The sequence below is a fragment of the Streptomyces sp. NPDC004065 genome (assembly GCF_044903565.1).
Classification (GTDB): Bacteria; Actinomycetota; Actinomycetes; order Streptomycetales; family Streptomycetaceae; genus Streptomyces.
Genome location: NZ_JBJDQT010000015.1, coordinates 109,591 through 136,297, shown reverse-complemented (window position 1 = coordinate 136,297; position 26,707 = coordinate 109,591). Strand labels below are relative to the sequence as shown.

The following is a 26,707-nucleotide window of genomic DNA, read 5'->3' as shown; positions in this document are numbered from 1 at the left end:
CGCGGCGGATCGGCCCGGGGGCGCGTCACTGCGGCGGACGGGTGCCGGAGCGGTCGACGGCTGCAGCGGATCGGCGCGCGGCGCGCCACCCGGCCGGTGCCCGCCGTGGTGGACCCGGACCCCCTCGGGCTCGCCGCCGGGCGGCGCCGGGAACTCCGCTCCGGCCGAGCCTTCACCCGACCCCGGGCCGCGCACCGGCGGACGTGCGACCGGGGCCGCGCACGCGCCGACGTTTCACGCGACCGGCCCGCGCATCGGCGGATGTACGACCGACCGCGCACGGGCAGACGTTCCGGGCGACCGGCCCGCGCGTCGGCGCACTTACGACCGATCCGCGCACCGGCGGGCGTTCACGCGGCCAGCCCGCCGTGTCACCGGACTTCACGCGACCAGCCCGCCATATCACCGGACGTTCACGCGGCCGGTCCGCCATATCACCGGACGTTCACGCGGCCGGTCCGCCATATCACCGGACGTTCACGCGGCCGGTGTGTCGGGGCCGATGCGGCTGCGTACCGCGGTCTGGACCTCGGCCTCCTCCGCGGGGTCGGCGGCGAGCCGGCGCAGTCGGTCGACGACACGCGTGTCGCCGGTCTCGGCGTGGCGCGCGGCGAGTTCCCGGGTGGTCTCCTCGCAGTCCCACAGGCACTCGACGGCGAACCCCACGGCGAAGGAGGGGTCGGTGGCGGCCAGTGCGCCGGCGGCCCGGCCACGCAGGTGGGAGGAGGCGGTCTCGCGGTAGATGTGCCGCAGGACGGGTGCGGCGCAGGTGATGCCGAGCCGTCCGGCGCCGTCGACCAGGGTCCACAGGGTCGGCGCGTCGGGGCCGTCGGCGCGGACGGCCTCGCGCAGCGCGCCGAGGACGAGGTCGCGGTCCCGGGCCGCGCCGCGGCACGCGAGCACACGTCCGGCGGCGGCGCCCAGCGCGTCGGGGCGGCGGGCCCAGCCGCGGGCCCGGTCCACGGCGGCGACACTGCGCATGCGTTCGAAGGCGTCGACGGCGGCCTCGGCCACGGGCGCCGTGCCGTCGGACACGGCCGCCTCGATCAGGTCCAGGGCCTCGGGGTCGTTGCCGTCGGCGAGATAGCGCAGGGCGGTGCACCGGGCTCCCTCGGAGCCGGCCCGGGCGGCGCGCAGGATCTCGGGGCGGTCCTCCGGACCCGCCACCGCGCCCAGGCAGCGGGCGGCCGGCACGTGCAGGGCCGCGCCGCGCTCCACGCCCTGCTGGGCCCAGTCGAACACGGCCCGCACGCTCCAGCCGGGGCGGGGCCCGGTGGGGCTGAGCTGCCGCTGCCAGCGGTCGAAACAGCCCGTCTCGTGGGCGTTGCGCACCCGCGTGGCGATCGATTCGCGCGGGTCCTCGGCCCACAGGCGCCAGGGCCGCGGCTCGAAGGCGTCGCGCACGGCGGCGGCCAGCCGGGCCTCACCCTCGGCGTCGGCGGGGAAGCGCGCCAGGACGGGTGCGGCCAGCGCACGCAGTCCGGCATCGTCGTCGCGCAGCGCCAGCTCGTCCAGGGCCCAGGCCCAGTTGGAGCCCGTGGCGGCGTACCGGCGCAGCAGGGCGAGCGCGTCCCGCCTGCCGTAGGAGGCGAGGTGCCCGAGGACGGCGAGGGCCAGACCGGTGCGGGACTCGTCGGTGTCGAGGACGTCCTCGGGGTCGAAGAGGTGTGCCTCGATGGCGTCCAGCTCGCCGTTCAGGTCGAGGAAGAGCCGGGCGTAGTACAGCGAACGGTTCTCCACCTGCCAGTCGTGGCGAGGGTCGTGCAGCACGCACTGGTTCAGCGCCGCGAGCGCCTCGGCGCGGGGGGCGGTGAGCGCGTGCAGCGTGCCGTCGCCGCGGCCCCGCTGGAGCAGGCCGAGCAGCGTGCCACTGGGCGCTATGACCGGATCGAACATGGGAAACAGCCTCACATCAAGCGTCGACGCAACCGGGGACTCGCATTACCTGGCTGCGCGACAACGCGTCGGAGCGCCCGCCGTCTCTTGCTTGCCGAAGACCATGTTCCTCTGCCTCTCGTCGGTGGCCCATGCGGACCGCGTCACGGTCCGCGCGGTGCGGCAACACCTGCCCAGCCATCGCGTCCGTGAATCACGACGTCATGATGACCCGGCCCGTGAGCTGCCGCGACCGATATTTCGGGCGGTCCCCCACCGCCTCCCCCGTTTTCCGTGTCCTGCCTGGTCGAAGAGGGCCGCCCGGTCCGGGTGCGGCCCCGCGGTCAGCGCTCGCCGAACAGCTCCAGCAGCTCGGCCTTGCCGAACATCCGGGCCGTGTCCACGGCCGACGGCGTGCCCCCGGACGGGTCCGCGCCGCCTTCCAGCAGCGCCTTGATCACTTCCTGCTCCCCCTTGAAGACCGCGCCGGCCAGGGGCGTCTGGCCCCGGTCGTTGACACGGTCGGCGTCCGCGCCGCGGGCCAGCAGGGCGCGGACGGCGTCGGCGTGGCCGTGGTAGGCGGCGAGCATCACCAGGGAGTCGCCGCGGTCGTTGGTGAGGTCGGCCGGGACCCCGGCGTCGACGTACGCCACGAGTTCCTCGGTCCGCCCCTGCCGGGCCAGGTCGAAGATCCTGGTCGCCAGCTCCACGACCTCCGGGTCGGGGGCTTCACTCATCGGCCTGAACCGCCTCTCTGCGAGCGTGGGGGATCGCGGTGCCCGGGAACGGCGACCGCGGGGGCAAGCGTACGGGGGCGAGCGGCGCCTTCCCGTACGGGTGAATCGCCAGCGTACTGGCTCGTGCGGCACATGAGCCCGGGGTGCCCGAGGTAAAGATCACCGCGGGCCCGGCCGGAGGCGCCGCCGCGGCGTGCGTGCGGTTGGCCTGCGGCGCTCCTGCCGTGTCCCTGCGGTGTCCCTCCCGGCGGCGCGGCCTGCGCCGGAGCCCGCGCGGCTCCACCAGTCAGGGTAAAACACACAAAAATCACCCAGTTGCACCTTTTGTCATATGGATACATGCTGTGATGCTGGAAGAACTCAGGGTGACTGTCCCCTCGACACCAGGAGAACCCCCATGATTCTCTCCATCTCAGGCGTCGTCCTGTTCGGCATCATCGTCTTCGTGTTCTTCCGGAAGGACGGACTGAAGCCCTCGCACGCGTGCGTCTCGGTGATGTTCGGCTTCTACCTGGCGAGCACGGCCATCGCCCCGAGCATCAAAGCCGGTGGCGAGAGCCTCGCGAGCCTGCTGGGCGGCATGAGGTTCTGAAGCCGCCCGCCACCCCCGCACCGCACCGACAGGAGGCAGCAGTGGCCCGGCGCCCCCTCCCCCGCATTCTGAGCACAGGCAGCGCCCAGCTCGCCCGGAGCCGGGAGCTGGCCCGCACGGCGGCGGACAGCGCCACCGACATCCTCCACCCGCTGATCACCGTCGCCCGCGGCCTGCGCCGGCTGGCCTCGGCCGGACGGCGCAGGTGGGCGGAGACGCCGAAGGACCGGCGCGGGCCGCTGCTGTTCCTGGTGGGCTCGGTGATCCTGGTCGTGGCCCTGGTGCCGTACGGCCCGCTGCTCGCCGCGGTCGCGCTGATGGCGGCGGCGGCCTGGCAGGGCCGCGACCGCACCCCGCCCCGGCCCCAGGGCCCCGACGAGTCGCGCGTCCAGCGTCTGACCTCGCTCTACGAGGCCCTGGTCCCGTACTTCTCGGCCGCCGAGGACCCGGCGCCGCTGTACTCCCACGGCGGCGCCTGGGAGAAGGCGTTCCCCTCCTACGACTTCGACGACTCCGGCCGGGTGAGCCATCTGGTGATCCGCTACCCGGCGTACTTCACCGACGGCGAGCCGGAGGCCCGCGCCCGGATCGAGCACCTGCTCACCGCCAAGGCCGGCCGCGGCCGGGAGTACCTCTTCGGCTGGGACGAGGAGGGCAACCAGCTCACGGTCACCGCCCTGTCCCCGCTGCCCGCCGACATCCCCGCCCAGCGGTTCGTCACCGCACCCGGCGAGACCGTGCTCGGCTTCACCGACCCGAGCGAGGTCCAGCGCACGCTGCCGCTGGCCTTCGGCGAGGACAGGCGCGACGTCCCGCCGGTCGTCTGGCGCACCGGCCTGCGCTCCACCGAGCCGCACCTGCTCGCCCTCGGCCAGCCGGGCAGCGGTACCTCGACGCTGTTGCGCTCCATCGCCCTGCAGGCCCTCCAGCACGGCGACGTGGTGATCGTCGACGGCGGCGGCACCGGCGAGTACGCGTGCCTGACGGGGCGGGACGGGGTGCTGGCGGTGGAGTGCGGGCTGTCCGGGGTGCTGGCCAGTCTGGAGTGGGCGGCCACCGAGACCGAGCGCCGGCTGATCGCCGTCAACCGCGCGCGGCAGGCCGGGCATCCGCCGCCGGACGACACCAAGCGGCCGCTGTGGCTGCTGGTCGACCGGCCGGCCGCGTTCACCCATCTGGCCGCGGCGGACGGCCGCAAGGACCCGCAGGCACTCCTTCAGGTGCCGTTGCGGCACGGCCGCGCGGTCAATGTCACGGTGGTCGTGGCCGAGCAGTTCGACACCGCGGACACCCTGAGCGACGCCGTACGGCAGCACACGCGCGCGCGTGTCGTGCTCGGGCCGGCGACCGCGGAGCAGCTCAAGGCGGTGCTCGGGGCACCGCCGTGCACCACGCCGCTCGCCGTGGTGCCGCCCGGCCGGGGATACGCGCGGCTGGGGACGGGGGCCGTGCACCGGCTGCAGGTGCCCGCGACGCCGGATCCGTACGACGACTCGGCGAGTGAGGGGCACCGGGAGGCGGTGCGGTCGCTCCTGCCGGCGAAGACCACTCCGGCGGACGGCGAGACCGTACCCGAGCCGGCGCCGGGGCCGGCTCCCGCGCCGGTGAAGACGGTGCCGGAGGTGGAGACGGTGCCGGAGGCGGCCGTCGCCGAACCGTCGTGAGGCGCCGTCGCCGGACCGTCACGGGCGTCCCGGGGCGCCCTCGCCGGACCGTCGTGAGACGGCCTCACCGGACCGTCCGGGACCGTCACGGGGCGCCCGTCGCGGCCCGCCGGGAGGCGGCCGCCGCACGCCGCATCCAGGACCGACGTGAGACGGCCGTCACCGGACCGCGGTGAGGGGCCGCCCCCTCTCGGGCCGTCCGTCACCGGACCAGCGTGGGGGTGGTCCGTCACCGGACCAGCGTAGGAGCCGCCCCCTCACGGGCCGTCCGTGGCCGGACGGACGGGACCGCCCTCCGCTCCCGGGGCCTCCCGGGCAGGACCGGCCCGGGGCGGCCGGGGCAGGACCGACCGGCGCCTCGGGCATCCTGGCCGGGACGGCCGGGACGGCGGCGCCCGTGCCCCCGGCGGCCGTGTCCTCGGCCGCCGCCCCGGCACCGGCCGTGGCCCCCGCGATCACGTCACAGGCGCCGTCCGCCGGCCCGTCCGGCTGCTGCTCGAACTGGGTGCGGTACAGCTCGGCGTACCGGCCGCCCGCCGGGACGGCCGGGACCGCCGGGACAGCCCGGAAAAGCCGGGGCCTCGAGGCCCTGGCCAACACGGCCGGTACGGCCGAGACACCCGGGACGGTCCGGACCAGCCGGGACCGCCGGGACGGCCCCGACCTCCGACGTCGGCTCGGGCCGGCCCGGGGTGGACGGGGCCGGTCAGGCGACGAAGGTCCGCGGCGGCTCGGTGGGGGTCGTGGCTCCCGTCCGGAGCAGGCGGGCGGCGGCCGCCAGGCGGGTCGCGGCCTCGTCGGCCACCGCTCCCCCGACGGTGAACGGCAGCCGGACGTAGCCCTCGAAGGCGCCGTCGACGCCGAAGCGCGGCCCGGACGGGACGCGTACGCCCACGCCCTCGCCCACCTCGGCCAGCCGGGAGCCCGACAGACCGCCGGTGCGCACCCACAGCGTCAGGCCGCCCTGGGGAATCTCGAACTCCCAGTCGGGCAGCTCCCGCCGGACGGCCGCGACCAGGGCGTCGCGGTTGTCGCGGGCCTGGGCGCGGCGGATCTGCACGGCCTCCTCCCAGCCGCCCGTGCTGAACAGCCAGCTCACCGCCAGCTGCTCCACCACGGGGGTGCCCAGGTCGGCGTAGGCCCGCGCGGCGACCAGGCTGCGAATCACGTCGGGCGCGGCGCGCACCCAGCCGATGCGCATCCCGGCCCAGAAGGCCTTGCTGGCCGAGCCGACGGTGACGACCGTGGAGCCGGCCGGGTCGAACCCGCACACCGGCCGCGGCATGCGGAGGTCCGGTTCCAGGTGGAGCTCGCTCATGGTCTCGTCGACGACGAGGACCGTGCCGGCCGAGCGGGCCGCGTCCACCAGCCGGCGCCGCTGGTCGTCGTCGGCGAGCGCGCCGGTCGGGTTGTGGAAGTCGGCGACGACGTAGGCGATGCGGGGCGCGGCCTCGCGCAGCACCTGGCGCCAGCGGTCCAGGTCCCATCCGGCCAGTCCCTCGGCCATCGCGACGGGCACCAGCCGGGCGCCCGCCTCGCGCATCAGCTGGAGGATGTTGGCGTAGCTCGGCGACTCCACGGCGATGCGCTCGCCGCGGCCGCCGAAGAGATGGCAGATGGCGTCGATGGCGCCCATCGCGCCGGTCGTCACCATGATCTGCTCGGGCATGGTCGGGATGCCGCGCGCGGTGTACCGCTCGGCGATCATCGCGCGCAGCGCGGGCAGGCCGGCCGGGTAGTCGCCGTGGGTGTGCGCGTACGGCGGCAGTTCCTCCAGCGCGCCCTGCACGGCGCGGGTGAGCCACGGCTCGGGCGCCGGGAGGGCCGCGCAGCCGAGGTCGATCATCGAGCCGAGCGCCTCGGGCGGCAGGGGTTCCAGGCCCCGCGCGGGCAGCGGGTTGCCGGCGGGCACCGCGGTCCAGCTGCCCGCTCCGCGCCGTGACTCCAGGAAGCCCTCGGTGCGCAGCGCCTCGTAGGCGGCGGCGACCGTGGTGCGGCTGACGGACAGGGCGAGGGCCAGCTCACGCTCGGCGGGCAGCCGGGCGGCCACCGGGACGCGGCCCTCCAGGACCAGCAGCCGGATGCCGTCGGCGAGCGCGCGGTAGGCGGGCGGGCGGCGCGTGCCCGGGCCCGCCGGGCGCTCCTGCTGGGAGTTGAGCAGCCGGGCGAGCTGCGCGGCGCCCACCGCGGAGGTCCACTGCGCCATGACTACCAGTCCACCTTCCTCGAATTGGCCATGGATGGGTTGTCTCCCCGAGCCACAGAGTGTCACGCACCAGGCCACTTTCACCACCCAGGGGGGACATGTGTCCACGCAGGCCCGTCTCGGACGCCGGCTGATCCAGCTCGGCGCCGGTCTCGCGCTGTACGGCGCGAGCTCCGCGCTTCTCGTCCGCGCCGGTCTCGGCCTCGAGCCGTGGAACGTGCTCCACCAGGGGCTGGCGGAGCGCACCGGTCTGACCATCGGCGAGGTGTCGGTGGTCGTGGGCGCGGCGGTGCTGCTGCTGTGGATCCCGCTGCGCCAGCGCCCGGGGTTCGGCACGGTCGCCAATGTGTTCGTGGTGGGCCTGGCCATGGACGGCACGCTGGCCGTGGTGCCCGAGGTCCGTACAGCGGCCGTGCGCGGGTGCCTGCTGCTCGCGGGGGTGGTGCTCAACGGGGTGGCCACCGGTCTCTACATCGCCGCCCGCTTCGGGCCCGGCCCCCGCGACGGCCTGATGACCGGACTGCACCGCCGCACCGGCCGCTCGGTGCGTCTGATGCGCACGGCGGTGGAGGTGGCGGTGGTGGCCGGCGGTTTCGCGCTCGGCGGCACCGTCGGCGTCGGCACACTGCTGTACGCGGTGGCCATCGGCCCGCTGGCGCAGTTCTTCCTGCGCGCGTTCGCCGTTCCCGCGGCATCCGGCGGCAGCACCGTGGTTGCCGCCGGGACACCGGCACGCGCGATACTGCGACCGTGACCACGCTCGTACGCCACCCGTACCTCGACCACCCGGGCCCCATCCCGTTCGCCCACCGCGGCGGCGCCGCCGACGGCCTGGAGAACACCGTGGCGCAGTTCCGGCGGGCGGCCGCACTCGGCTACCGCTACATGGAGACCGACGTCCACGCCACGGCGGACGGACGGCTGGTGGCGTTCCACGACACGACCCTGGACCGGGTGACCGACGGTTCGGGCCGGATAGCGGACCTGCCCTGGCGGGACGTGGCGCAGGCGCGCGTGGGGGGCCGGGAGCCGGTGCCGCTCTTCGAGGAGTTGCTGGAGACCTTCCCCGGGGTGCGCTGGAACGTCGACGTCAAGGCGGAGCCCGCCCTGCGCCCCCTGCTGGAGCTGATCGAGCGCACCGGCGCGTGGGGGCGCGTGTGCGTGGGCTCGTTCTCCGAGGCCCGGCTGGTCCGGGCGCAGCGGCTGGCCGGTCCGCGCCTGGCGACGTCGTACGGCACGCGCGGGGTGCTGGGGCTGCGGCTGCGCTCCTGGGGGGTGCCGGCCGCGCTGCGCCGGTCCGCGGTCGCCGCGCAGGTCCCCGTCTCGCACTCCGGCGTCCCGGTGGTCGATCCGCTGTTCCTGCGGGCCGCCCACGCGCGCGGGCTGCAGGTGCACGTGTGGACGGTCAACGAGCCCGGGCGGATGCACCGGCTCCTGGACCTCGGTGTCGATGGCATCATGACCGATCACATCGACACGTTGCGCGAGGTCATGGAGGACCGGGGCGTCTGGGTCTGAGACCTCGGTGGGTCTGAGACCCCGGCCGGCCTCTCCGGTGCCCCGCGGGTGACACGGCGGGGAAGCGAGGGCACGGGGTGGACACCGAGACCGACACCGGCACCGTGCGGGCGGGAGCGGCCGGCGAGGCCGCCGCACGACGGCGCGAACAGCACGGCTGGTACGTCTACGACTGGGCGTGCTCCGTCTACTCGACCAGCGTGCTGACCGTGTTCGCCGGCCCCTATCTGACGTCGGTCGCCCGGGCGGCGGCCGATGCGCGGGGGTTCGTGCATCCCCTCGGGATCCCCGTGCGGGCCGGGTCGTTCTTCGCCTACTGCGTGTCGGCGTCCGTGATCGTCGCGATCCTGGTGATGCCGGTCGCGGGCGCCGCGGCCGACCGCACCGGCCGCAGGAAGCCCCTGCTCGCGGCCGCCGCCTACCTGGGCGCAGCGTCCACGGCCGGACTGTTCTTCCTGGAGGGCCACCGCTATCTGCTGGGCGGGGTGCTGCTGATCCTCGCCAACGCCTCGCTCGCCGTCTCGATGGTCCTGTACAACTCCTATCTGCCGCAGATCGCTCCGCCCGAGGAGCGGGACGCGGTCTCCTCGCGCGGCTGGGCCCTCGGCTACGCGGCCGGCTCCCTGGTGCTGGTGGCGAACCTGGTCCTGTTCACCGCGCACGACTCCTTCGGCGTGTCCGAGGGGATGGCGGTGCGCATCTGCCTGGGCTCGGCCGGTCTGTGGTGGGGCGCCTTCACGCTGGTCCCGCTCAGACGGCTGCGCGACCGCCGTACGGCCCTCGCGACGCCGGCGGTGCACGGCTGGCGCCAACTCGCGGCCACCCTGCGGGACATGCGGGGCAAACCGCTCACCCTGGGCTTCCTGCTCGCCTACCTCGTCTACAACGACGGCATCCAGACGGTGATCTCCCAGGCGTCGGTGTACGGGTCGGAGGAGCTGGGACTGGGCCAGTCGACGCTGATCACGGCGGTGCTGATGGTGCAGGTGCTGGCGGTGGCCGGGGCGCTGGGCATGGGCCGGCTGGCGCGGGCGTACGGCGCCAAGCGGACCGTGCTGGGCTCGCTGGCGGCCTGGACGCTCACGCTGGCCGCCGGGTACTTCCTGCCGGCCAAGGCGCCGGTGTGGTTCTTCGTGCTGGCGGCGGGGATCGGGCTGGTGCTCGGCGGCAGCCAGGCGCTGTCGCGTTCGCTGTTCTCGCACCTGGTGCCGCCCGGCAGGGAGGCCGAGTACTTCTCGGCCTACGAGATGAGCGACCGGGGCATGAGCTGGCTGGGGCCGCTGCTGTTCGGGATCACCTATCAGCTGACGGGGAGCTACCGGGACGCCATCGTCTCGCTGGTGGCGTTCTTCGTGCTCGGTTTCGCGCTGCTCGCCCGCGTCCCGCTGCGGCGGGCGATCCAGGACGCGGGCAATCCGGTTCCCGACCGGATTTAGCACTGGAGGCGAAAGGGCTGTAGTGTACGCGTTTGGCCTGCCAGGCGTACCGTTACTGCGCGTCAAAGATGCCGAAACGCTGGGTGACATCTCCGAGCAGATGTGACAAACCGGGCGCCGGTGGGTACTGCACTGGTTGACAAGGCTGCGGCTACGACGGCGACGCATGACCCGGAACGTAACCTCGGAACGGGAATCTTTACCGCCGACCGGACGTTGACCGGATGACGACGACAGCGACACCTGTCCTGTGGGCGACAAGCCCGGGAGGCACGATTCATGAGTGAGCGAGCTCTTCGCGGCACGCGCCTCGTGGTGACCAGCTACGAGACCGACCGCGGTATCGACCTGGCCCCGCGCCAGGCCGTGGAGTACGCATGCGAGAAGGGGCACCGCTTCGAGATGCCCTTCTCGGTCGAGGCGGAGATCCCGCCGGAGTGGGAGTGCAAGGTCTGCGGGGCCCAGGCACTCCTGGTGGATGGCGACGGTCCGGAAGAGAAGAAGGCCAAGCCCGCTCGTACGCACTGGGACATGCTGATGGAGCGGCGCACCCGTGAGGAGCTCGAAGAGGTCCTCGAGGAGCGTCTCGCCGTTCTGCGTTCCGGTGCGATGAACATCGCGGTGCATCCGCGGGACAGCCGCAAGAGCGCGTAGTCCCCGCGGGAGCGCCGGACCACAGTGCACACAAGTCGCCGCGGGCGCCGTACGTATCGACGTACGGCGCCCGCGGCGTTTGTTTTGTGCCGCGCTACCGAGTGAGGGGCGGGCGCTGCTCGCCGGGTCCGTCCTGGGGCTCGTCCCGGACGACCTCGCCCTGGACCACCTTGCCGTCCGGCTGGTGGATGCGGACCTGCTGGAAGGCGTCGCCCAGAGTTCCCGGCGCCGCGGCGCGCAGGGTGCGGTCCACGGTCCGCTCCGCGAACCGGCCGGCGGCCCGCTGCACGGGCGGGAGCAGCAGAAGCAGTCCCACCGCGTCCGAGATCACGCCGGGGATCATCAGGAGCAGCCCGGCCAGCATCAGCCAGCCGTTGCCGCCGCCGCGCGAGGCGGGGGCGGAGCCGCGCTGCAGCGCCTCGTTCAGGTTCCGGAAGGCGCGCCGGCCCGCGCGCTTGATCACCACGGCGCCGAGCACGAAGGCGGCGACCAGCAGCAGCAGAACGGTGAGGCCGCCCGCCGCGCCCGCGACCATCGTCAGCAGCCAGATCTCCAGCACCAGCCACAGCGCGACGCCCAGCGGCAGCCACCTGCGCGGCCGGGAGCGGCGGGGCCGGGCGGACCGGTCCGGGTACGAAGAGGTCGGAACGCCAGTCGTCATGCTCCCAGTGTGCCTGGGGTCCGCTCAGCGCGGGACAAGTGCCAGGACCTGCCGGTGCGGGACGAGCCCACCCGGCACCCGCCCGTGCGGGACGAACGCTAGGACCTGCGGCCGCGGCCTGCGAGCTTGGTCACCCGTTCCCCGACGCCCCAGGCCGTGACCCGCCACAGCGCCTCGACGACGATGTCCCGGCTCATCTTCGAGTCGCCCAGCTCCCGCTCCACGAAGGTGATCGGCACCTCGACGACGTGGTAGCCGGCGCGGATCGCGCGCCGGGCCAGGTCGACCTGGAAGCAGTACCCCTGGGAGGCGACATGCTCGAGGCCGAGGCCCTCCAGCGTCTCGCGGCGGAAGGCGCGGTAGCCGCCGGTGACGTCGCGGATCGGCACGTCGAGCATGAGCCGTGAGTAGGTGCTGCCGCCGCGCGAGAGGAACTCGCGGGACTTGGGCCAGTTCACCACGCGCCCGCCCGGCACCCATCGGGAGCCGAGCACCAGGTCGGCCCCCTTGAGGGCGGTGAGCAGCCGGGGCAGCTCCTCGGGCTGGTGGGAGCCGTCGGCGTCCATCTCGACCAGGACGCCGTAGCCGTTGTCCAGGCCCCAGCGGAACCCGGCGAGGTACGCGGCGCCCAGGCCCTCCTTGCCCTTGCGGTGCAGGACGTGCACCTGCTCGTCCTCGGCGGCCAGCTCGTCGGCGAGCTTGCCCGTGCCGTCGGGGCTGTTGTCGTCGGCCACGAGGACGTGCGCCTCGGGGACGGCCTTGCGGACCCGGCCGACGATGGCCTTGACGTTCTCCGCCTCGTTGTAGGTCGGAATGATCACCAAAGCCGTGCCGAGCGGGCCGTACCGCCTCTCCTGGGCCCCAGCCGAGAGGGTGCCGTCGCCGTCGTTCACTGCTGCCCCTTCATGTCCGTACGCAGAACACCACCATAGTGGCCACGGCCTGCACGGACGTGACGCCACGGCCGTACGGGGGTGTCGCACGGGCAAGAGCGGGGTAAGAATGCTGGATTTGGCGTCTTTTCGGCAGCCCTCCGCCCTGCGGAGGGGGGCCCGGCGCGCCCTTCGGTCCGACCTGGGACCCGCTGGCTGCGGATCGACCGAAAGCCGTTGTCTACTGAGCGCCCGGGCCCCACCCGGGTCACACCTAGCCGGCCGTCCGGAACATTCCCCCGCCGACGCGGGCGCTGAGCCTGGCTCCCAGTGACGGTGACCCGGTGCGGCACACCGTCCCTGACCCAGCGGCGCTGCGACGCGGGTACGGAGGTTCCCCGGCCGAGCGTCCGGTGGTGGACCCGGCAGAACCTACCGGCCCTCCGCCGTCGGCTGTCAAACAGCGGTTTCACCAGCGCAGAGACCTTCCGCCGCCCGCTCGGCCCGGAGGATGCGCAGGTCGCGCGACGCGGCGGCGGGCGACGGCGGCCGCCACGCCGCCCGGGGAGATCACTCGCCCGGCCGTACGAACACCGTTCGTCCGCCCACCACCGTCCGCAGGCAGACCGGCAGGTCACGGCCCGGGCTGAGGTCGGGCAGCCCGGGGGTGCCCGACCGCGGGTCGGTCGACCAGCGCGCCACCCGGTCGTCGGGCGCCTGCACGACGAGCTCGTCGGTGCGCCACACTGCGTAGTCCGCGGGCGCGCCGGGCACCAGGACGCCCGCGTCGTCCCGTCCGGTCGCCCGCCAGCCGCCCCGGGTGTGCGCGGTGAACGCGGCGCGGACGGAGACGCGGTGCTCGGGAGTGCGGTGGAAGGCGGCGGCCCGGACCGTGCCCCAGGGGTCCAGCGGGGTCACGGGGCTGTCGGAGCCGAGGGCGAGCGGTACGCCGGCCCGCAGCAGGGCCGCGAAGGGGTTCAGCGTGCGGGCCCGCTCGGCGCCCAGGCGGCGGGCGTACATGCCGTCCTCGCCGCCCCACAGGGCGTCGAAGGCGGGCTGCACCGAGGCGGTCAGGCCCAGCTCGGCGAAGGCGGCGATGGTCTGCGGGGTGAGCATCTCGGCGTGTTCCACGCGGTGCCGGGCGGCCCGTACCCGGGCGAGGCCCAGCTTCTCGGCGGCGGCCCGCACCCCGTCGACGACGGCGGTGACGGCGGCGTCGCCGATGGCGTGGAAGCCCGCCTGCAGGCCCGCCTCGGTGCAGGCGGTGACATGGGCGGCGACCGCGGCCGCGTCCAGGTGGGCGGTACCGGTGTGGGCGGCGTCGGCGTACGGGGCGTGCAGGCAGGCGGTGTGCGAGCCGATGGAGCCGTCGGCGAAGAGGTCCCCGGCCGCGCCCAGCGCTCCCAGCCGGCGGGCCTTGTCGACGTCCTGCTCCGCCCAGTAGCCGACGACCCGGGGGCCGGGCTCCTCGGCGGCCAGCCGCAGCAGGCCGGTGAAGTCGTCCTCGGAGGAGATGTCCGGCCCGCCGCACTCGTGCACGGAACCGATGCCGAGGGAGGCGGCGCGGGCGAGCGCGGCGCGCTGCGCCTCGGTGCGCTGGGCGGGGGTGACGGCACCCAGCGCGGCGGCCCGCACGGCATGGTGGGCGTCCCCGGTCAGCGGGCCGTCCACCGGGCCGGGGACACCGCCCGCCAGGTCCAGCAGGGCGGTGGTGACGACCGCGGAGTGCACGTCGATCCGGCTGAGGTACAGCGGGCGGCCGCCGGTGGCCTCGTCGAGCTCCGCGCGGGTGGGCGGGCGGCCGCCGGGCCAGCGGGCGGCGTCCCAGCCGTGGCCGAGCAGCACGCGGTCGGCGGGACGGGCGGCGGCGAAGTCCCGCACGCGGGCGAGGGCGGCCTCCAGGGTGGGCGCGTCGGACAGGTCCAGGCCGGTCAGCGCCAGTCCGGTCGCGGTGGTGTGCACATGGGCGTCGGTGAACGCCGGGGTGACCAGGGCGCCGTCCAGGTCGATCACCTCGTCGACGCCGCCCGCGAAGGCGTCGGCCGCCCCCTCGGAGCCGACCCAGGCGACCCGGCCCGCCTCGACGACCATGGCGGTCGCGAACGGGTCGGCGGGGCTGTGCACCTCGCCGCGGCGAAGAAGGACGGTCCGGGACTCGGCAGTGCGCTCACTCATGACCACCAGTCTCCCGCCTCGCGGCGGCCGGCCCGCAGGCAGGTGGGCCGAAGCGGCGCCGGTCCGCGGGGCGGACGCGGGTCCCGCCCGGGCGCCGGGCGCCCGCCCGAGAGGCCGTGGGCGCCCCTCCGGGGTGACGCGGGCGCCCGTCCGGGATGCCGCGGGGGTCAGATACGGGGAGGACGGGCCTCGTACGGCGTCGACAGGACCACCGTCGTGCGGGTGGACACACCGGCCAGGGTCCGCACCCGGGCGAGCAGTTCCTCCAGCTCGTGCGGGGTGGCGACGCGGACCTTCAGGATGTAGTTCTCGTCGCCCGCGACGCTGTGGCAGGCCTCGATCTCCGGGACGCCGGCCAGCCGGTCGGCGATGTCGTCGGGGGCGCTGGGGTCGAACGGCTTGACCGAGATGAAGGCGGTCATGGGCAGCCCCACGGACTCCGGGTCCACGACGGCGGCGTACCCGCGGATGACGCCACGCTGCTCCAGCCGCCGCACCCGCTGGTGCACGGCCGACGTGGACAGGCCCGTGGCCTTGCCCAGGTCGGTGTAGCTCATCCGCCCGTCCTTGACGAGCAGCTGCACGATCTGTCGGTCCAGCTCCTCCATGGCGCAAGAACCTACAGTGCGGCTGATCTCCGCGGACACCTGGGCGGCCCGGGTCGCGCACGGTTCGCGACGCGGGGGCCGTCGGTGCGTGACCCACCTGGGGGGCCGGGACCGTACGCCGGGCACCTGCGCGCGGCATGTGACGAACGCCACATGAACGGGACGGCCTTCGTGATGTCCCCGCGATTACCCCGCGGGGCGCCGGGGAAGTGCTTGCTGTGGTCGAGGCCGCAGCGCCTTCACGGCCCAGCCTTAGGGGGAGAATCCCATGCAGAGTGTCAAGCGCCCTGGTCGTTCCGTGCCCAAGCGGCAGCAGCCGGTCGTCGAGCCCGTCCCGGAGGGCGTCGAACCCGACGCCGCCGACGAGGGGACCGACGCCTACGACACCTTCGAGATGTACCGGGTGATCTGCCCGGAGTGCGCCCAGCCCATCGCCCTGCTCGCGGACGAGGAGGTGCTGCCGGAGCACGCCCTGTGCGCCTCGCCGTGGAACCCGTTCGGGCTCACGGTCTGCGCCGGCACCGGCCGCCGGGCCTCCGACGCCCGCGCCGCCGACGAGACGGCGAAGCCGCAGGAGCAGGACACCGCCCTCCTGCTGACGCTGCCGCAGGGACTCGACTGGCGGATGCAGCCGTTCTCGCACGTCGGCGGCCCGGGCTCGCGTCCGATGCGGGTGGCGGAGATGCGCCGCGACGCGGCCTGAGTGTCCCGCCCGGCCCCCTGGACAGTGCGGCGCCAGTCCCCTGGAAGGTGCGGCGGGCCGGGGCGCGGATCACTCCCGGGTGGTCCGGGAGTGATGCCGGGTGTTCCGGGAGACATGCCGGGTCGCGCCGGAACACGCCCTGGTACGGGAGTACGGACGGGCGTGAACTCACGCTCGAATCCCCCGGGCGGTGACCTGCCGGCCCGGGGCCGCGTTGCCCAGGTATGACCGCCACCAAGCCGACAGCCGCGCGCCGGCGGCGCATCCTGGTGCCGACGCCCGCGGAACCGGTTCCCCCCGCGCCGCCGCAGCCGGCGGACCCGCCGATCTACCGCGACATGATGCGCACCTGGGCCGACCGCGGCCGCACCCTGCCCGGGCGCCACGACCCCGAGTGGGTACGGCTCGCGGCGCCCTTCCTCGGCCTGGGACAGTTCAGCGGGTCTCGGGACCCGCGACGTGACGGGCGATGACCATGCGCTGGATCTGGTTGGTGCCCTCGACGATCTGCAGCACCTTGGCCTCGCGCATGTAGCGCTCCACCGGGAAGTCCGCGGTGTAGCCGTATCCGCCGAGCACCTGGACGGCGTCCGTGGTCACCTTCATGGCCGTGTCCGTGCAGAACAGCTTGGCCATGGCCGCCTCCCGGGCGAACGGCCGCCCGGCGTCCCGCAGCCGGGCCGCCGCCAGGTACAGGGAACGGCCCGCCTCTATCTGGGTCGCCATGTCGGCGAGCATGAAGCGCAGGCCCTGGAAGTCGGCGATCGGCCGGCCGAACTGCGTGCGCCCGCCCGCGTAGGCGACCGCCTCGTCCAGCGCCGCCTGGGCGACGCCGATGGCACAGGCGGCGATGCCGAGCCGGCCGGAGTCGAGCGCGGACAGGGCGATGGCGAAGCCCTGACCCTCCTCGCCCAGGCGCCGGTCGTCCGCGACCCGCACCCCGTCGAGGTGGATCTGCGCGGTCGGCGAGCCCTTCAGGCCCATCTTCTTCTCCGGGGCCGCGGCGCTCAGGCCCTCGGCGTCGGCGGGCACGAGGAAGGCGGTGATCCCGCGCGGGCCCTCCCCGCCGGTGCGGGCCATCACCGTGTAGAAGTCGGCGACCCCGCCGTGCGTGATCCACGCCTTGGTCCCCGTGATCACCCACTCGTCGCCGTCCCGGACCGCCTTGGTGCGCAGGGAGGCGGCGTCGGAGCCGGAGGCGGGCTCGGACAGCGCGTAGGCGCCGAGCAGGCCGCCGCCGAGCATCGCGGGCAGGTGCTCGACCTGCTGCTCCTTGGTGCCGTAGGTGGCGAGCGCGTGGCAGGCCAGGGTGTGCACGCTCAGGCCCAGGCCGACGGTGAGGCGGGCCGCGGCCAGCTCCTCGAGGACCTGGAGGTAGACCTCGTACGGCTGCTCGCCGCCGCCGTACTCGCCGTCGTAGGGCAGACCGAGCAGCCCCGACCGGGACAGCAGGGTGAAGACCTCGCGGGGGAAGCGTCCGGCGTCCTCCTCCTCGGCCGCTTTCGGGGCGATCTCGTGCTGGGCGATGTCGCGAACGAGCGAGATCAGGTCCCGGGCCTCGTCCGTGGGCAGTTGCCGGTCCACCGGCTGCGGGGCGCGGTCGGGCATGGCGACGCTCTCCTCCCTTTCGGGCGCATCGGCGGACGTGCGCCTTGGGTGGGGCGGCGCCGCCGGAGTCTTCCTCGGGGCCAGCCGAAGCCCGGCAGTCCCGGGTCACGGAAGCTGCTGACCAGCGGCTGTGCGCTGTGAGTATGCCCGATCGGAGGCATGGCGTCACCGGTTAACGACCGCTTACTTCAAGAAAGGGCCGGAACCCCTTGGGACGGTGGCCGGAGGGGGCGGCGGGGGTGCGCACGACCGTGCGGCGATGGCCGCCCGGCGGCCGCCGCGGACTCGCACGCTCCGCACGCCGATCCGCACGCCGGCGCACGCCAGCCCTCGGCCGGCCCGCGCGCCAGTCCTCGGCCCGTCCGGGGCCGGTCCCCAGCGGGGCCGGGCAGTCACGGCGGCGGGGTGGCGGCAGTGGGGTGCGATGTCGGCGGCGAGGGCGCGCTCAACGGCAGTGGGTGCACGGCCGTGGGTGGTCGGCCGCCGCCGGTGTTCGGGGGCTCGGGTGTCAGGCGTCGCGGCGGGCCGGGGCGGGGGCCGGGTGGGCCGGGTCCAGTTCCTCGATGGCGCGCAGCGCCCCGCCCAGGGTCTTGACCAGCAGCTCGCGCATGGCGTCGCGGGCCAGTTCCGGGCGGTCGATCCAGTCCAGGGTGGCGCCCTCCACGCCGCACACCCAGGCGAGCAGGCCCATGCGGGCCACCGGCGCGATGGCGGTACGGCCGTACGCGCCCTCGGCGATGGTCGAGACGATCGCCTCGCGCACCCGGTCCCGGATGGCGTGCACCTCGGTGTCGAAGCCGACGCCGCCGCCCACGATGGTGCGGTAGGCGGCCTGGTTGTGCTCGGCGTAGCGCAGGTAGCCCTCGATGGTGCGGTGCACGCGGTCCACCGCGGGCAGCTCCCGGCCGCCGGCCGCGCTCACCACCAGGTCGGCGACCGAGTCCTCGACGATCGCCAGGTAGTAGCCGCGCTTGGACCGGAAGTAGTAGTAGATCAGGCCCTTGGCGACATGGGCCTGCCGGGCTATGTCGTCCATGGAGAGGGCGTCGTAGGAGGTGTCGGCGAACAGCCTGCGTCCGATGGCGATGAGTTCGGCGCGACGGGCCGCCGAGCGTTCGGTGCCGCGCACCCGGCCGGGGACGGAGGCGGACGGGGGCGGCGGACCGGCGCTCTCGCGCCGTTGACTCGTCTTCAATTCGGCCCTGGCTCCAACTGGCGGTGGGACAACCGCAGTATGGCAGGTCGGGTATGCGTCAGGTCACAGCAGGCCGAGCTGGGTGACGAGCATCGCGATCACGACGACGAGGGTCCAGCCGAGGACGTTCTCGAGCACCTTGGGGCCGTCGTCCTTGGGACCGCCGGTGCGGACCCGGGCGGCGGTGGCTGAGTGTGCGGTCATGGCTGCTCGCAAGGGGTGGCGTCGTGCGGGTGGAATGGGGGGTGCTGCGGTGGAGTGGGGCTTTCGCGCCCCGTCGTCCACCCTGCCACCCGGGGCGGCGCCCCGGACCGAGACGTTGGTCACAGAAGGCCCCGGAGGCCGGGGCCTTCCGCGCGTACGCCCACCGTCCGGTCAGCGCACGCCCACCGCGGCCAGCGCCCGGCACTGCTGGGGCGTGGGACGCTCCGGGAAGTACAGGTAGCAGACGCCGCCGGTGCCGGAGACGACCTTGCCGGAGGCGTTGTAGCGCTTGGTGCGCAGCCAGATGTTCTCGAACTCCCGGCGCAGGTAGACCCGGCGCACCGCCTCGTCGCTCGGCGATGCCGGGTCGTTCGCGATCACGTCTCCCCCGGCGGTGAAGCCGATGACCGTCATCAGATGGCCGGAGGTGCCGTAACCGGCGCCGGTGAGTTCGGACTTGAGGAACGACTGCGACGTTATGGCCGGGATGCCGGCCGCGATCAGGGTCTCCAGGTCGGTGAGCGAGCCGAGCCGGGTCACCACGCCCTGCAGACCCTCGAAGGTCGCGGCGTAGGCGACGTTGAAGGGCCAGTTGCCGCAGCCGGCGTACTGGTGGTCGTACGTGTACCGGGCCGCGTGGCAGACCTGCGGGTCGGCGTAGGACGGGTCCACCCAGGAGAGCTGGCCGGGGGTGAGGCGGCCGCCCCAGTACTCGACGATCATCTGGGAGGAGGTGGGGCTGCACCAGGCCTCGCCGCCGTTGTCGTACTCCGGGTACTGGCCGGCGTGGATCTCCTGCGAGTAGCGGGGTACGGCCAGCTCCCTGGCCGGGTGGGCGGGCGTGCTGGCCGGGACGGTGAAGCGGTCGGGGACGTCGGACCCCATGGCACCGGCCCGCCGGACGCTGGGGGTGAGCCGGGTGCCGGGGCGGCGGTACAGGGTCAGGCGCAGGCGGTACGAGGTCAGCCGCAGGCCGGAGGCCGGGTCGTCGACGGAGAAGGTGTCCGTCCAGATCGTGCTCCTGCCGTCGGTCTGGTCGTCGACGGAGGTCCGCCTGATGTCCTGTTCCCCGGCGGCCCACCGGCCCATCACGTACCAGGGGGTGTCCGTGCCGTCGGAGTACGTCCCCCGGAGCTCGGTCTGGAGCCAGGTGCCGGCCGGGGTGTGCGCGTTCCAGGAGGCGATCACCTCGGTGGCGGGGACGGTGAGGCGGTGGACGGGCGAGGTCCAGGTCCCGTACTCCCAGGTGGCGGTGGTGCCGGTGTGCGGGTCGGTGTAGTCGGTGGTGCCGGCGGGGGTGGCGATCTCGACGGCCGGCCGCGGGCCCGCGACGGCGCGGGTGCCGTGGAAGGCGCCGCCGCGCCAGTCCGTGTAGGTGGTCCAGGCGTGGTTGTCGACGGGGCGGGCGGGGGCGTGCCGGGTGGGCGTGGCCGCGGCGGGCGTGGCGGGCGTGGCCGCGGCGGCCGTCGCCGGGGCGGTCGCGGCGCCCGCCACGGCGGTGGCCACCGCGGCGGCCAGGACGGATCTGCGGGAGGGCTGTTCGGCTCCGGTCATGGGTGGGAGACCCCCAGGTGTCCGAGTCGGGGCTGACGGCGGGTCCGTGCACGGCGATGCGGCCCCCACTATGACCGCGGGGGCCGCCTCCTGCCAGCACTTCGGCGCGTGCCGCCGGAACCAATATTGGTCTCTACCAGTGGCGTGACCTGCGGGTGACCGGGCGGGTGACCGGGCGGGCGGCCCCGCGGATGCGGGGCCGTGACGGAGGGGTCAGACGAGGTCCATAGCCGCCACCTCGTCCGGATGGCCGTAGCTGACGGGGCCCCGGAAGTGGCGGCGGGCGGTGGCGAACCACCAGAGGGTGGCGACGAGGAGCACCACGGCCAGGGCGACGGGGGCGTAGTTGAAGGAGCCGGCGCTGATCGGGGACGCCTGGGGCAGCATGAACAGCACGCTGCTCAGGGCGATCCAGGTGACGGCGACGACGCCGACCGGGCGGCCCCAGCGGCCCAGGTTCCAGGGGCCGGGCCGGAACTCCGCGCCGAGGCGCAGGCGCAGCAGGATCGGGACAGCGTAGGCGAGGAAGAGGCCCACGACGTTGACGCTGACGATGGCGGTGAAGGCCGTGTGGGACCACCATCCGGGCAGGACGAGGGCCAGTGAGCAGGCGACCGCCAGCCAGACCGCCTTGACGGGTGTGCGGGTGCGCGGGGAGACCGAGTGCCACCAGCGGGAGCCGGGCATGGCGCCGTCCCGGGAGAAGGCGAAGATCTGCCGGGTGTTGCTGGTGAGGTTGGCCAGGCCGCAGAACAGCATGGACCCGATGACGATCAGCAGGAGCGCCTTGGCGGTGCCGGTGCCGAGGGAGTCCAGGAGGATCTGCACGGGCGGTGCGGCGGCGCCCGCCACATGGCCGTAGTCGCGGATGCTCAGGACCAGGGCGAGCATCAGGACCAGACCGGTGACGGCCGAGCAGCCGATGGCCCGGACGATGCCCTTGGGCGCGTTGACGGTCGCCCGGACGGTTTCCTCGGACATGTGGAAGCTGCCGTCGAAGCCGGTGAAGGTCCAGCTGGTGACGAGCAGGCCGAGCATGCCGCCGTAAAGGCCGTTGGTGAAACCGGTGTTGTTCACGAAATGCGTGACGAAGGACGCCGGGCGGTGCTGGCCGGGAACGGCCACCAGAGCGGTCACGATGACCACGAGCCCGATCAGCAGCCACCACACCGAGATCCGGTTCAGTACGGCGACCAGCTGGACGGTGTAGGTGTTGGCCAGTCCCTGGAGCACGATGATCAGCGCGGTGATCAGCACGGTCTGGTGGGCGGTCGGCCGGTAGGACGGCCACTGGAGGGCGATGAAGGCCTGGATGAAGGTGGCCGCGGCGTACCCGGTGGCGGCGGTGCCGCCGATCTGGCCGACGAAGTTCAGCCAGCCGGTGAACCAGGACCAGGCGCCCTTGTGCCGTCTGGCGAGTTTTCCGGCGGAGAAGTAGAGCGCGCCGCTCGTCGGATAGGCGGACGCCACCTCGGCCATGGCCGCGCCGACGAAGAGGACCATGACGGAAACCCCGATCCAGCCGAATACGAGAATGCGGGGACCGCCCGCGTTCATGCCGAATCCGAAGGACGAGAAAATGCCCGAGATGATGTTGATGATGGTGAACGAGATCGCGAAATTGTCGAATGCCTGGAAACGGCGGGTGAGTTTTCGCGGATAGCCCATCGCGTGCAGGGTCGCGTCGTCGTCGAACGTGCTCGTTTCCGCCTTGCCGCGGCGGCCGCGCGGGGGGCGGGCGGCGTGCGCCGCGGTGTCGTGGACCGGTGTCCGTTCCGGCACGGTGGACCTCTTTCAGGTGGGGGGTTGGGTGTCTGGTGGAGGTTCGGTATCTGGTGGGGGGTTGGGTGTCCGGTGGGGGCAGGTGGTCCTGGTGGGGGCCTGGGGGCCGAGGCGCTGTGCGGGGGCGGGCTTCAGGGGGACGGTGGCACCGGCAGGCCGCAGGCGCGCCGGGCACGGGAGAGCTGCTCGACCGGGTCGCCGAAGGCGCACCACGGCATGCGCGAGGCGTACGGTCCCATCGCGGTGAGGACGGCGCGGGCCTCGAACTCGCGCCGGGCCATGACCAGCGCGTGGGCGAGGTAGGCGAGGTCGAGCACCGGGGTGAAGCGGTAACCGGACACCGTGGGAAGCCAGTTGTGGTAGACCGCGAGCGAGGTGGAGCGCCACTGGGGCTGTTCCCAGACACGGTCGGCGAGCAGTTGGGCCGGGTTGTAGCTCTCCACCAGCGCGACCAGCGGCAGCAGCCGCAGCGCCGAGTCGGCGGGCGCGCGCTGGCCGAGGAACGCCGCCACGTCCCAGGCGGCGTTGACCGAGCCGCCGTGGCGGGTGAAGAAGAAGGCCAGGAAGCGGTGGTGCGCCTCGCGGTGCCAGGGGGCGAGGGACAGGATGTGCGCGAACAGCCGCCAGGGCCCCGGCGGCGCGGTCAGCAGCCCGTGGGGTGCCGGGTCGCGCGGCCGGTGCAAGCGGGCCATGGCCAGCTTGGCGACCCACGGCGTGGGGTCGGCGGGGTCCATGGCCGAGGCGCGCTCACAGGCGGAGAGGGCTATGCGCTCCAGCGCCTCGGCCCGGTCGTCCCGGGCGTCGGACGCGCGCAGCGCCCTGAGCACCGCCACCCGGGCCCACAGCAGCGCGGCCTCCGGGGACGGGTCCTCGGCCAGCCAGCGCTCGGCGAGGTCGGAGTCGGCGGCCTCGGAGGCCAGCACCAGGGAGCGGTGGGCCCGCAGCGCGTGGTCGCCACGGGTCTCGGCGAGGCAGTCCCGGGCACTGACGTGCCGGCCGGCCCGCACGTCGACGCACACGCTCGCGAGCGTGCGGTCGTCGGCCGCGGGATGCCAGACGTAGTGCCCTTCGAATAAGCCGGCCGCCATCTTCCCCCGTCCATCGCCTATGGCACCACATGGTTCACGGGAAGCACTTTACTCAGCGGGCGCCACAAACGGAACGCCGATTTCGACCTGTGGACGCGCCGACTCGCCGCGGTTCGACGGAAGTTGACGCTTGCTCAATGAATGGTTCAACGCGACACCATTTTCGGGATCACCACGCCCGGCCGGCGCCCGCCGACGGGGGCGGCGGGAAGGTCCCGCAGGAAGGTCCCGCAGGAAGGTCCGGCAGGAAGGTCCGGCGGGAAGGTCGAGTCGAGGCGGTCATTAGAATGTTCCGGGAAATACCCCTGCCCCAGCGCACCGACTCCGGGAACCGCCATCCACGCCCTCGCCGCCCGCCTCAGCCGCCTCCAGCCGTCCTGCGGCCCGGTCCGTCTGATCGGCGTCGACGGGCACGCGGGCTCCGGGAAGACCACCTTCGCCGCACGGCTGGCCGGGGCCCTCGGGGACGCCCCGGTCCTGCACCTGGACGACGTCGCCACCCACGAGGAACTGTTCGCCTGGGACGAGCGGCTGCTGACCGAGGTGGTCGAACCGCTCTCGCGCGGGACGGCGGCGCACTACTCCCCCTACGACTGGCGCGCCCGGCGCGTCGGCCCCGCCCGCACGCTGCCTCCCGCGCCGGTGATCCTGCTCGAGGGCGTGGGCGCCGGCCGCCGCTCCCTGCGCCCGCATCTGGCCCGGCTGCTGTGGATGGACGTGCCGCCGGAGGAGGCCTGGGCGCGGGGACGCGCCCGGGACGGCGAGGAGCAGCACGCGTTCTGGGACGGGTGGGTCGCGGCGGAACGCCGGCACTTCGCCGAGGACCCCTCGAGGCCCCATGCGAATCTTCTGGTACGGCAGTTGACCGTGGGATACGAGGTGCTGCCGGGGCCTTCCGGGGCCCCTGCGCCACACCGGGCGGTCACCCACCGTGACGACCCGTCCGCAATGTGCTGAACACGTGAAGATCGCCCCCGGGTGAGTTGTCCGAGTGCCCCAACTCGGCTTGACCGGGGGGCCGTACAGGTCTTAGGTTCTCAATGAGCGGTCGTCGGAGACCGCCCGCAGACGCGAAGCCCCCGGTTGTTCCCCCGTGACCGGGGGCTTCGTTCTGACCTCGTCCCGTTTCCCGGGCGCCCCGCGAGCCGATCCGATCACCCTCGGTCACCGCAGTGGTGCGCCACGTCCCGCCCCCACCTCGGCGAACGGCCCGTGCGGCACCCTTCGGCGGGTGGCGGCCCCGCGGGTACGATGCCCTCGGTGCGACCATCGAACGGCTGCTTCGCGCACCTGCAACTCCGGTCCGCGGCACAGCGGTTCGACCACAGGAGGCCACCGGGTGGATGCCCGGCGGCGAACCTACGGGGGCACGGTTTGTGGGGGACGTGATGGACTTCGGCACGCAGGGCCCCGAGGCCCCTGCCGACCTCGCCTGGCTGCGGGGCGTGGACGCCTACACCATGGGCGCCTATCCGCAGGCCGAGGAGGAGTTCCGGGCCTCGGTACGGATGGACCCCGGCATGGCCGACGGCTGGCTGGGGCTGCACGCGCTGCGCGTGGACACGACGACCGCGCTGCTGCGGATGTTCCGGCACCGCGACCGCTTCGGCGAGCAGCGGGCCCGGCACCGCCGCTCCCTCAACTCCTGGTACTGGCTGGGCTGGTGGGTGCAGCCCGTGCTGGAGAGCCCGCGCGATCTGCTGCTCGCGCACGCCTCGCACTGGCTGGACGGGCGCCATGTGCCCGAGCTGGACCGGGCACTCGCCGGTCTGCCGCCGGTGGACACGGACCCCCAGGTGCGGTTCCTGCACGCCTGCCGCGCCTACCTGGTCAAGGACTGGGAGCAGCTCGTCCGGCACACCGACCCGCTGCTCGACGACCCGATGCTCGGCATCGAGGCCGGACTGTTCGGCGGCATGGCCCGGGTGCGGCTGGAGATGTACGGGCAGGCCGAGCCGATGCTGGCGGCCGCGCTGATGCGCTGCCGCAGCGAGCAGCCGCAGCGCAAGGAGCTGCGCTACTGGCTGGCGCGGGCCCACGAGGGCACCGGGCGCAGCGCCGCCGCGCTCCCCCTGTACCGGGCCGTGCACCGGGTGGACCCCTCCTTCATGGACACCTCGGCCCGGCTCGCGGCGATCGCCGAGGGCGACGGGTTCGACGACGCGGCGGACCTCGCGGCGGTCACGCTCACCGGCCTGGGCCAGGACACGGTGGACGGCCCGGACGTCCTGGATCCGCTGTTCGGCACCGAGGGCAGGGACCTCATGCTCGGTGAGCCGGAGCCGCCGCTGTCCGCTCCCCTGGCGCCGCTGTCCGACCCCGCCGTGCGCGAGCGGACCTCGGTGGCCGCCGATCCGCTGCCCTCCGGTCCCACCGACCCCGCGCTGCTGGAGCAGGCGCTCGCCGAGCTCGAGCGCATGGTGGGCCTGGAGCCGGTCAAACGGCAGGTGAAGGCCCTGTCGGCGCAGCTGAACATGGCCCGGCTGCGGGCCGGGCAGGGGCTGCCCGTGCAGCCGCCCAAACGCCACTTCGTCTTCTCCGGACCCTCGGGAACCGGCAAGACCACGGTCGCCCGCATCCTCGGCCGCGTCTTCTACGCCCTCGGCCTGCTCGGCGGCGACCATCTGGTGGAGGCGCAGCGGGCCGACCTGGTCGGCGAGTACCTGGGCCAGACCGCCGTGAAGGCCAACGAGCTCATCGACTCCGCGATCGGCGGGGTCCTCTTCGTCGACGAGGCCTACTCGCTGTCCAACTCCGGGTACGGCAAGGGCGACGCGTACGGCGACGAGGCGCTCCAGGTGCTGCTGAAGCGGGCCGAGGACAACCGCGACCACCTCGTGGTGATCCTCGCCGGCTACCCCGAGGGCATGGACCGGCTGCTGGCCGCCAACCCCGGGCTGTCGTCCCGCTTCACCACCCGCGTGGACTTCCCGTCGTACCGCCCGCTGGAGCTCACCGAGATCGGCAAGGTGCTCGCCGCGGAGAACGGCGACCAGTGGGACGAGGAGGCCCTGGACGAGCTGCGCTCCATCGCCGGGCACGTGGTCGACCAGGGGTGGATCGACGAGCTCGGCAACGGGCGGTTCCTGCGGACGCTGTACGAGAAGAGCTGCGCGTACCGGGATCTGCGGCTGTCGACGTATCCGGGGACGCTGTCGCGGGACGACCTGGCGACGCTGCGGCTGCCGGACCTGATGCAGGCGTACGGAGAGGTCCTGTCGGGGCGCGGCCCGCAGGACCCGTGAGGCGGCCGGCGCGGGCCCGCGGGTCCCGTGGGACGCCCCGAACCCGGCGGGGCGCGGCCGTGGAGACGACGGCCCGCTCGAGGGCCGGGAGGCCGCTGCTCAGGAGCCGCGGGTCCCGTGAGGCCGTGCGCCCAGGGGCGCACGGCCGTGAAGGGCTGTGCAGCCTGGCGCGGGCACGGTCGGGTGCCGGCCGTCCCGCACGCCGGGCCGGCCGGGCGGCGGGACCTACTACCCGCCCCCGGCCGGCCCGGGATCTGCCCGCCCGGCCGGTGCGGCGGGGCGATGTTCCCCGCCCGGCCGGTGCGGCGGCGGGACGTGCCCGGACGCCAG

General features: G+C 74.1%; 23 protein-coding genes. 10 read left to right on the top strand and 13 right to left on the bottom strand.

The annotated features are described in order from the left end of the window. Positions 1-477 precede the first annotated feature (477 nt). Positions 478-1,896 carry a HEAT repeat domain-containing protein gene (locus tag ACI2LW_RS18110; protein ID WP_404732182.1) on the bottom strand — a complete coding sequence of 473 codons (1,419 nt, stop codon included), beginning with the start codon at positions 1,894-1,896 and terminating at the stop codon, positions 478-480. Positions 1,897-2,219: 323 nt separating this feature from the next. Continuing rightward, positions 2,220-2,612 (bottom strand): ankyrin repeat domain-containing protein, encoded by a 393-nt coding sequence (locus ACI2LW_RS18105; protein ID WP_404732181.1) that lies wholly within the window; start codon positions 2,610-2,612, stop codon positions 2,220-2,222. A gap of 397 nt (positions 2,613-3,009) precedes the next feature. On the opposite strand from ACI2LW_RS18105, the gene ACI2LW_RS18100 reads away from it, so the two are divergent. Beyond that, the gene (locus ACI2LW_RS18100) at positions 3,010-3,204 is read left to right on the top strand and encodes a hypothetical protein (RefSeq protein WP_313747043.1); all 195 of its coding nucleotides are present in this window, start codon (positions 3,010-3,012) and stop codon (positions 3,202-3,204) included. Between the two features lie 41 nt (positions 3,205-3,245). Continuing rightward, on the top strand, positions 3,246-4,868 hold the full coding sequence (locus tag ACI2LW_RS18095; protein WP_404732180.1) for a hypothetical protein: 1,623 nt from the start codon (positions 3,246-3,248) through the stop codon (positions 4,866-4,868). A gap of 706 nt (positions 4,869-5,574) precedes the next feature. Here the strand turns inward: ACI2LW_RS18095 and ACI2LW_RS18090 are convergent. After that, positions 5,575-7,074, bottom strand: a complete 1,500-nt coding sequence (locus ACI2LW_RS18090) for a PLP-dependent aminotransferase family protein (protein ID WP_404732179.1) — start codon at positions 7,072-7,074, stop codon at positions 5,575-5,577. Between the two features lie 100 nt (positions 7,075-7,174). On the opposite strand from ACI2LW_RS18090, the gene ACI2LW_RS18085 reads away from it, so the two are divergent. From ACI2LW_RS18085 to ACI2LW_RS18070, 4 genes are all read left to right on the top strand, one after another. Beyond that, positions 7,175-7,828, top strand: a complete 654-nt coding sequence (locus ACI2LW_RS18085) for a YitT family protein (RefSeq protein ID WP_404732178.1) — start codon at positions 7,175-7,177, stop codon at positions 7,826-7,828. Then, a complete protein-coding gene (locus tag ACI2LW_RS18080; RefSeq protein ID WP_404732177.1) occupies positions 7,825-8,592 on the top strand; it encodes a glycerophosphodiester phosphodiesterase in 768 nt (255 codons plus the stop codon). The genes ACI2LW_RS18085 and ACI2LW_RS18080 overlap by 4 nt, the downstream gene beginning before the upstream one ends. A gap of 77 nt (positions 8,593-8,669) precedes the next feature. Beyond that, a complete protein-coding gene (locus ACI2LW_RS18075; RefSeq protein WP_404732176.1) occupies positions 8,670-10,028 on the top strand; it encodes an MFS transporter in 1,359 nt (452 codons plus the stop codon). 279 nt (positions 10,029-10,307) lie between these two features. Next, entirely contained in the window at positions 10,308-10,682 is a 375-nt protein-coding gene (locus ACI2LW_RS18070) for an RNA polymerase-binding protein RbpA (protein WP_003977404.1), read from the top strand. Positions 10,683-10,776: 94 nt separating this feature from the next. Here ACI2LW_RS18070 and fxsA read toward each other — a convergent pair whose 3' ends face one another. From fxsA to ACI2LW_RS18050, 4 genes are all read right to left on the bottom strand, one after another. Next, positions 10,777-11,343: an FxsA family membrane protein gene (fxsA, locus tag ACI2LW_RS18065; RefSeq protein ID WP_404732175.1), complete on the bottom strand. Its 567-nt coding sequence runs from the start codon at positions 11,341-11,343 to the stop codon at positions 10,777-10,779. Between the two features lie 98 nt (positions 11,344-11,441). Further along, positions 11,442-12,236 (bottom strand): polyprenol monophosphomannose synthase, encoded by a 795-nt coding sequence (locus ACI2LW_RS18060; protein WP_404732174.1) that lies wholly within the window; start codon positions 12,234-12,236, stop codon positions 11,442-11,444. A 549-nt stretch (positions 12,237-12,785) separates the two neighbouring features. Continuing rightward, positions 12,786-14,390: an amidohydrolase gene (locus tag ACI2LW_RS18055; RefSeq protein ID WP_404732173.1), complete on the bottom strand. Its 1,605-nt coding sequence runs from the start codon at positions 14,388-14,390 to the stop codon at positions 12,786-12,788. 167 nt (positions 14,391-14,557) lie between these two features. After that, entirely contained in the window at positions 14,558-14,998 is a 441-nt protein-coding gene (locus ACI2LW_RS18050; RefSeq protein WP_404732172.1) for an Lrp/AsnC family transcriptional regulator, read from the bottom strand. A gap of 268 nt (positions 14,999-15,266) precedes the next feature. Here ACI2LW_RS18050 and ACI2LW_RS18045 point away from each other — a divergent pair, with 268 nt between their 5' ends. Both ACI2LW_RS18045 and ACI2LW_RS18040 read left to right on the top strand, forming a co-directional pair. After that, on the top strand, positions 15,267-15,701 hold the full coding sequence (locus ACI2LW_RS18045; protein ID WP_404732171.1) for a hypothetical protein: 435 nt from the start codon (positions 15,267-15,269) through the stop codon (positions 15,699-15,701). 224 nt (positions 15,702-15,925) lie between these two features. After that, the gene (locus ACI2LW_RS18040; RefSeq protein WP_404732170.1) at positions 15,926-16,174 is read left to right on the top strand and encodes a hypothetical protein; all 249 of its coding nucleotides are present in this window, start codon (positions 15,926-15,928) and stop codon (positions 16,172-16,174) included. Here the strand turns inward: ACI2LW_RS18040 and ACI2LW_RS18035 are convergent. From ACI2LW_RS18035 to ACI2LW_RS18010, 6 genes are all read right to left on the bottom strand, one after another. Next, complete coding sequence (locus ACI2LW_RS18035; RefSeq protein ID WP_404732169.1) at positions 16,137-17,309, bottom strand: acyl-CoA dehydrogenase family protein; 1,173 nt, start codon at positions 17,307-17,309, stop codon at positions 16,137-16,139. The two genes, ACI2LW_RS18040 and ACI2LW_RS18035, sit on opposite strands and share 38 nt — an antisense overlap. 508 nt (positions 17,310-17,817) lie before the next feature. Further along, entirely contained in the window at positions 17,818-18,504 is a 687-nt protein-coding gene (locus ACI2LW_RS18030; protein ID WP_404732168.1) for a TetR/AcrR family transcriptional regulator, read from the bottom strand. A gap of 63 nt (positions 18,505-18,567) precedes the next feature. Next, entirely contained in the window at positions 18,568-18,708 is a 141-nt protein-coding gene (locus ACI2LW_RS18025; protein ID WP_404732167.1) for an SCO1431 family membrane protein, read from the bottom strand. A gap of 171 nt (positions 18,709-18,879) precedes the next feature. Continuing rightward, positions 18,880-20,262, bottom strand: coding sequence for a peptidase C39 family protein (locus ACI2LW_RS18020; RefSeq protein WP_404732166.1), 1,383 nt, complete (start codon positions 20,260-20,262; stop codon positions 18,880-18,882). A 213-nt stretch (positions 20,263-20,475) separates the two neighbouring features. Next, positions 20,476-21,930 (bottom strand): amino acid permease, encoded by a 1,455-nt coding sequence (locus ACI2LW_RS18015; protein ID WP_404732210.1) that lies wholly within the window; start codon positions 21,928-21,930, stop codon positions 20,476-20,478. Positions 21,931-22,175: 245 nt separating this feature from the next. Further along, complete coding sequence (locus tag ACI2LW_RS18010) at positions 22,176-23,132, bottom strand: hypothetical protein (protein WP_404732165.1); 957 nt, start codon at positions 23,130-23,132, stop codon at positions 22,176-22,178. 336 nt (positions 23,133-23,468) lie between these two features. Between ACI2LW_RS18010 and ACI2LW_RS18005 the strand changes: the two genes are divergently transcribed. Together ACI2LW_RS18005 and ACI2LW_RS18000 are read left to right on the top strand one after the other, a co-directional pair. Continuing rightward, the gene (locus tag ACI2LW_RS18005; protein ID WP_404732209.1) at positions 23,469-24,089 is read left to right on the top strand and encodes a uridine kinase; all 621 of its coding nucleotides are present in this window, start codon (positions 23,469-23,471) and stop codon (positions 24,087-24,089) included. Positions 24,090-24,520: 431 nt separating this feature from the next. After that, a complete protein-coding gene (locus ACI2LW_RS18000) occupies positions 24,521-26,377 on the top strand; it encodes an AAA family ATPase (RefSeq protein ID WP_404732164.1) in 1,857 nt (618 codons plus the stop codon). Positions 26,378-26,707 lie beyond the last annotated feature (330 nt).

Excerpts from the sequence above, each read along its gene's own strand:
- ACI2LW_RS18110 (WP_404732182.1), bottom strand. The coding sequence starts at position 1,896 with ATGTTCGATCCGGTCATAGCGCCCAGTGGCACGCTGCTCGGCCTGCTC.
- ACI2LW_RS18105 (WP_404732181.1), bottom strand. The coding sequence starts at position 2,612 with ATGAGTGAAGCCCCCGACCCGGAGGTCGTGGAGCTGGCGACCAGGATC.
- ACI2LW_RS18100 (WP_313747043.1), top strand. The coding sequence starts at position 3,010 with ATGATTCTCTCCATCTCAGGCGTCGTCCTGTTCGGCATCATCGTCTTC.
- ACI2LW_RS18090 (WP_404732179.1), bottom strand. The coding sequence starts at position 7,074 with ATGGCGCAGTGGACCTCCGCGGTGGGCGCCGCGCAGCTCGCCCGGCTG.
- ACI2LW_RS18070 (WP_003977404.1), top strand. The coding sequence starts at position 10,308 with ATGAGTGAGCGAGCTCTTCGCGGCACGCGCCTCGTGGTGACCAGCTAC.
- fxsA (WP_404732175.1), bottom strand. The coding sequence starts at position 11,343 with ATGACGACTGGCGTTCCGACCTCTTCGTACCCGGACCGGTCCGCCCGG.
- ACI2LW_RS18055 (WP_404732173.1), bottom strand. The coding sequence starts at position 14,390 with ATGAGTGAGCGCACTGCCGAGTCCCGGACCGTCCTTCTTCGCCGCGGC.
- ACI2LW_RS18050 (WP_404732172.1), bottom strand. The coding sequence starts at position 14,998 with ATGGAGGAGCTGGACCGACAGATCGTGCAGCTGCTCGTCAAGGACGGG.
- ACI2LW_RS18045 (WP_404732171.1), top strand. The coding sequence starts at position 15,267 with ATGCAGAGTGTCAAGCGCCCTGGTCGTTCCGTGCCCAAGCGGCAGCAG.
- ACI2LW_RS18040 (WP_404732170.1), top strand. The coding sequence starts at position 15,926 with ATGACCGCCACCAAGCCGACAGCCGCGCGCCGGCGGCGCATCCTGGTG.
- ACI2LW_RS18035 (WP_404732169.1), bottom strand. The coding sequence starts at position 17,309 with ATGCCCGACCGCGCCCCGCAGCCGGTGGACCGGCAACTGCCCACGGAC.
- ACI2LW_RS18025 (WP_404732167.1), bottom strand. The coding sequence starts at position 18,708 with ATGACCGCACACTCAGCCACCGCCGCCCGGGTCCGCACCGGCGGTCCC.
- ACI2LW_RS18020 (WP_404732166.1), bottom strand. The coding sequence starts at position 20,262 with ATGACCGGAGCCGAACAGCCCTCCCGCAGATCCGTCCTGGCCGCCGCG.
- ACI2LW_RS18015 (WP_404732210.1), bottom strand. The coding sequence starts at position 21,930 with ATGGGCTATCCGCGAAAACTCACCCGCCGTTTCCAGGCATTCGACAAT.
- ACI2LW_RS18010 (WP_404732165.1), bottom strand. The coding sequence starts at position 23,132 with ATGGCGGCCGGCTTATTCGAAGGGCACTACGTCTGGCATCCCGCGGCC.
- ACI2LW_RS18000 (WP_404732164.1), top strand. The coding sequence starts at position 24,521 with ATGGACTTCGGCACGCAGGGCCCCGAGGCCCCTGCCGACCTCGCCTGG.